The 4,696-nt window shown below is 72.4% G+C and carries 4 protein-coding genes; all 4 read left to right on the top strand.

From position 1 onward, the window contains the following. Positions 1-44 precede the first annotated feature (44 nt). The 4 genes from ACFP3H_RS15195 to ACFP3H_RS15180 all read left to right on the top strand — a co-directional run bounded on the left by ACFP3H_RS15195 (position 45) and on the right by ACFP3H_RS15180 (position 4,683). Positions 45-881, top strand: coding sequence for an esterase/lipase family protein (locus ACFP3H_RS15195; RefSeq protein ID WP_378606418.1), 837 nt, complete (start codon positions 45-47; stop codon positions 879-881). A gap of 76 nt (positions 882-957) precedes the next feature. Next, complete coding sequence (gene def / locus ACFP3H_RS15190) at positions 958-1,497, top strand: peptide deformylase (RefSeq protein ID WP_378605898.1); 540 nt, start codon at positions 958-960, stop codon at positions 1,495-1,497. Beyond that, positions 1,497-2,420 carry a methionyl-tRNA formyltransferase gene (gene fmt / locus ACFP3H_RS15185; protein WP_378605895.1) on the top strand — a complete coding sequence of 308 codons (924 nt, stop codon included), beginning with the start codon at positions 1,497-1,499 and terminating at the stop codon, positions 2,418-2,420. Before def ends, fmt begins: the two co-directional genes overlap by 1 nt. Before the next feature lie 904 nt (positions 2,421-3,324). Then, positions 3,325-4,683 carry an RsmB/NOP family class I SAM-dependent RNA methyltransferase gene (locus ACFP3H_RS15180; protein WP_378606415.1) on the top strand — a complete coding sequence of 453 codons (1,359 nt, stop codon included), beginning with the start codon at positions 3,325-3,327 and terminating at the stop codon, positions 4,681-4,683. Positions 4,684-4,696: the final 13 nt, after the last annotated feature.

The raw sequence follows: 4,696 nt of genomic DNA, 5'->3' as shown, positions 1-4,696 counted from the left end.
CCGCCGTCGTCCCGCTACAGTCGGGTCCGCCGCAGACCGACCATCTGGCCGCGGCCCGCTATCTCGACACCCACCCGAACGCGGTTCCGGTGGGGCTCAACGACTTCGACTGCGTACCCGGTGCTGAACACCCCCGTCCGATCGTGCTCGTGCATGGTACCGATTCCAGCGCGTACTCCGACTGGTCGGGCATCGGACCGCAACTGGTCGCGGCCGGCTACTGCGTGTTCGCGCTGAACTACGGCGGGGCGCCCGGCGCCGACACCTACGGCACCGAGGACATGCGGATCAGCTTCGCCCAGCTCGCCGCGTTCGTCGACGAGGTCCTCGCGGCGACGAAGGCGAGCAAGGTCGACCTGGTCGGGTTCTCCCAGGGCGCGACCGTGAGCCGGTTCTACGTCAACAAACTCGGCGGGGCGCCCAAGGTCGACACCTGGGTCGGTTTGGCCTCGCCCAGCTACGGCGGCGTCATGTACGGACTGGTCCCGGTCGGCCAGGCCGTGCCGGGCATGATGGACGTGTACGCGCAGGTCACCTCAACCGCGGCGGTCCAGCAGGCGCAGGGCCAACCGCTCATGGTGGAACTCAACGAGGGCGGCGACACCGTGCCCGGTGTCCGCTACGTCACCGTCGGCAGCCGGGTCGACGAGATGATCCAGCCGTTCTCCAATATCGCGCTGCGTGGGGCGGGCGCGGAGAACCTGGTGCTCCAGGACCTGTGCGCCGAGGATCTCACCGGGCACTTCCACCTGGTCTACGACCCGTTCGTGCAGCAGTTGCTCCAACAGATCCTCGATCCGGTCAACGCGCCCGCGCCGGTGTGTCAGCCGGTCGCGCTCGGCACGGGGATCCCGCAGGTGATCATCGCGGGCAACTCCTGACGGGCGTGCTGGACAGGGGGCTCCCGGGAGGTCACTAGACTGGGACGACCGCAATTCGTCCTCCCCGGGAGCCGCCGTGACCATTCAGCCCGTTCGCCTGTTCGGCGACCCGATTCTGCGTTCGCGTGCCGACGCGGTCACCGAGTTCGGTCCCGAGGTCGCCACGCTCGTCGCCGATCTCATCGAGACCATGCACGACGACGGCGGAGTCGGGATGGCGGCGCCCCAGATCGGGGTCGGGCTGCGGGTGTTCGTCTACGACACCGGCGACGCTGCGGGCCACGTGGTGAACCCGCAGTGGTCGCCGATCGGGTCCGACGAACAGGTCGGGCCGGAGGGCTGCCTGTCGATCCCTGGCGTGCGCTACGACGTGCGTCGGGCCGCGCGGGTGCGGGTCAGCGGCGTCGATTCCGCCGGTGCGCCGGTCGAATTCGAGGCCGACGGGCTGCTCGCGCGCTGCGTGCAGCACGAGTACGACCACCTCGACGGGGTGCTGTTCATCAACCGCCTCGACCCCGCCGACCGCAAGGAGGCGATGCGCGCCATCCGCGAATCCGACTGGTTCCGTGCGGGCCTGACCGTGCGCGAGTCCAGCGGTGTGGGCGGTGGTCGCTGATGCGTCTCGTGTTCGCGGGCACGCCCGAACCGGCGGTGCCCTCGCTGCGCCGGCTGATCGAGAGCGAGGGCCACGAGGTCGTCGCCGTGGTCACCCGACCCGACGCGGTCGCCGGTCGCGGCCGCAAACTGCTGCGCTCGCCGGTGGGTCAGCTCGCCGACGAGTTCGGGATCCCGGTGCTCACCCCGCGCAAGCCCGCCGAGCCCGAATTCATCGCCGCGCTCACCGAACTCGCGCCCGACTGCTGCCCGGTGGTCGCCTACGGTGCGCTGCTGCCCCAGCAGGTGCTCGACATCCCCACCCACGGGTGGATCAACCTGCACTTCTCGCTGTTGCCCGCCTGGCGCGGTGCCGCACCCGTGCAGGCGGCCATCGACGCCGGTGACGACATGACCGGCGCGTCGACGTTCCTGATCGAAGCGGGCCTGGACACCGGGCCCGTGTACGGGGTGATGACGGAGAAGATCCGGCTCACCGACACCACCGGCGACCTGCTGGCCCGGCTCGCGCAGGCCGGTGCGGTGCTGCTCGAGAAGACCATGGACGGCGTGGAAGACGGGTCGCTGCAAGCGATTCCGCAGCCGCATGACGGCGTGTCCTACGCACCGAAGGTGAGCGTGGAGGCCGGGCGGATCGGGTTCGACGAACCCGCGCTGGCCATCCACCGCCATATCCGCGCCGTCACCCCGGCGCCCGGCGCGTGGACCGAGGTGAACGGGCTGCGCCTCAAACTCGGCCCGGTGGAGATGGTGGAGGAAACCTTGCCCGAACGCGAGATCGAGGTGCGCAAGACCGGCGTCTTCGTCGGCACATCGACCACGGCCCTGCGCCTGGGTCAGGTCCAACCCCCCGGCAAGAAGATGATGAACGCCCTCGACTGGGCCCGCGGCGCCCGCCTCGCCCCCGGCACGGTGATCGGATGAACCACGCCATGACCCACCGGCCCGTTCGACCCGGCGCGCCCGCCCCGACCACCGGCGAGGTGCGTGCATGAGCGCCTCCGACCGCCGCCGTCGCCGCGAAGCCGACGCCGCCAAGGGCATCACCCCCGATCGCAAACCCACCGGTCAGGGCCGTGACGACCGCAAGATCACCGCCAAGAACGTCGACGGCGGTTGGGCCGCCCGCGCCGCCAAAGGCGACACCACCCCCCGCCGCGACGACGACCGCTCCGGCGCCCCCCGTCGCGCGGACGATCGCCCCGGGTTCGGCCGTGGTGCGAGTGACCGTGCGCAGAGCTCGGACAGCCGACGGGCCGATTCCGGGCGCTCCGGGGCCCCCGGTCGCGCGGACGGTCGGCCCGGTTCCGGCCGTGGCGCGAGTGACCGCGCGGATAACCGGCGGGCTGATTCCGGACGTCCCGGCTTCGGTCGCGACTCCGGGTACCAGCGCCCCGACGCGCCGCGTTCCGGTGGTTCTCGCCGTGCCGATGATCGTCCGGGCTTCGGTAGCGATGATCGTCTGCGCTCCGCCGACCTCCAGCGCGGGGATTCCGCGCGCTCCGGTGCGCAACGCCGGGCCGACGACCGCCCCGGTTTCGGGCGCGGTGACGATCGCGAGCTGGGGCTCGAGGCGCGGAATCAGCGCGCCGACTCCGGTCGCGCGGGCGATCGCCCGGGGTTCGATCGCGCCGACGAGGGTCGGGCGCGCAAGCGTGACGGGGGCGGTCAGCGTGACGATCGTGGCTCGTCGGGGCGTTCGGGTGCGGCGAGCGGTGGCGCGCGGCGGTCGGAACGTGGTGTGCGAGAAGGCGATTCGCGCGGCAACCGGGATACCGGTGCGGGTAAGTCGCCAGCCCAGCGGCGTCCCGAGCGCCCCGACCCCAGCGTGCCCAGCCCCCGTAAGCGGCGGGGCGAGCCGGTGGACCCGGCGCGCGAGGTCGCCCTCGACGTGCTGCGGGCCGTCCGCGAACGCGACGCCTACGCCAACCTGGCCCTGCCGAAACTGTTGCGCGAGCGCAAGATCAGCGGCCGCGACGCCGCCTTCGCGACCGAGCTCACCTACGGGACGAGCCGTTCGCAGGGCCAACTCGACGCCGTGATCTCGGCGTGCGCGGGCCGCCCGGTCGACGAGATCGACGGACCGATCCTCGACATCCTGCGCCTCGGCGTCTACCAGCTGCTGCGCACCCGCACCAGCGCGCACGCCGCCGTCGACACCTCCGTGGACCTGGCCAACGCCGAATTCGGCCAGGGCCGTGCGGGTTTCGTCAACGCCGTGCTGCGCCGGGCGGGGGAGAAGACCGCCGACGAGTGGGTGGCAGAACTGGCCCCCACCGACCCGATCGGCCGTCTCGCCTTCGAACACGCGCACCCGAAGTGGATCGCCCAGTCCTTCGCCGACGCCCTCGGCGCGCAGGCGGGCGAACTCGACGACCTGCTGGCCGCCGACGACGAACGCCCCGTGGTGCACCTGGTCGCCCGCCCCGGCGAGATCACCTCCGAGGAACTCGCCCTGGTCACCGGCGGCGAGGAAGGCCGCTGGTCCCCGTACGCGGTCTACCTCGACGGCGGCGACCCCGGCCTGCTCGAGCCGGTCCGCGACGGCATCGCCTCGGTCCAGGACGAGGGCAGCCAGCTGGTCGCCCTCGCCCTCACCCGGGCCCCGCTCGAGGGCCCCGACCAGGGCCGGTGGCTCGACCTGTGCGCGGGTCCCGGCGGCAAGGCGGCCCTGCTCGGCGCGCTGGCCGCGATCGACCTGTTCACCGTCGACGCGGTCGAACCGGCCGAACACCGCGCCGAACTGGTCCGCAAGTCGACCCGCAACCTGCCCGTCACCGTGCACGTCGCCGACGGCCGCGACAGCGGGCTGACCCCGGGCTACGACCGGGTCCTGGTCGACGCGCCCTGCACGGGCCTGGGCGCCCTGCGTCGGCGCCCGGAGGCCCGCTGGCGTCGCACCCCGGCCGACGTGGCCGAGCTGGTCACCCTGCAACGCGAACTCCTCACCGCCGCATGGGATCTCGTGCGTCCCGGTGGTGTCGTCGTGTACTCGACCTGCTCGCCGCACCTGGCCGAGACCGTCTCGGTGGTCGCCGATTTCGTCCGCCGCACCGGCGCCGAGGAACTCGACACCCGCGAGTTCCTGCCCGGCGTCACCGACGTGGGCGATGGCCCCTCGGCCCAGCTGTGGCCGCACCGCCACGGCACCGACGCCATGTTCCTGGCGACGCTGCGCAAGAAGTAGCCCTGGACGGGGC

This window comes from Nocardia lasii (assembly GCF_042658545.1).
Taxonomy (GTDB): Bacteria; Actinomycetota; Actinomycetes; order Mycobacteriales; family Mycobacteriaceae; genus Nocardia; species Nocardia lasii.
This window is presented reverse-complemented; position numbering and strand designations above follow the sequence as displayed.

Bases quoted from the DNA above. Each gene is read 5' to 3' on its own strand.
- fmt (WP_378605895.1), top strand. From the start codon at position 1,497: ATGCGTCTCGTGTTCGCGGGCACGCCCGAACCGGCGGTGCCCTCGCTG.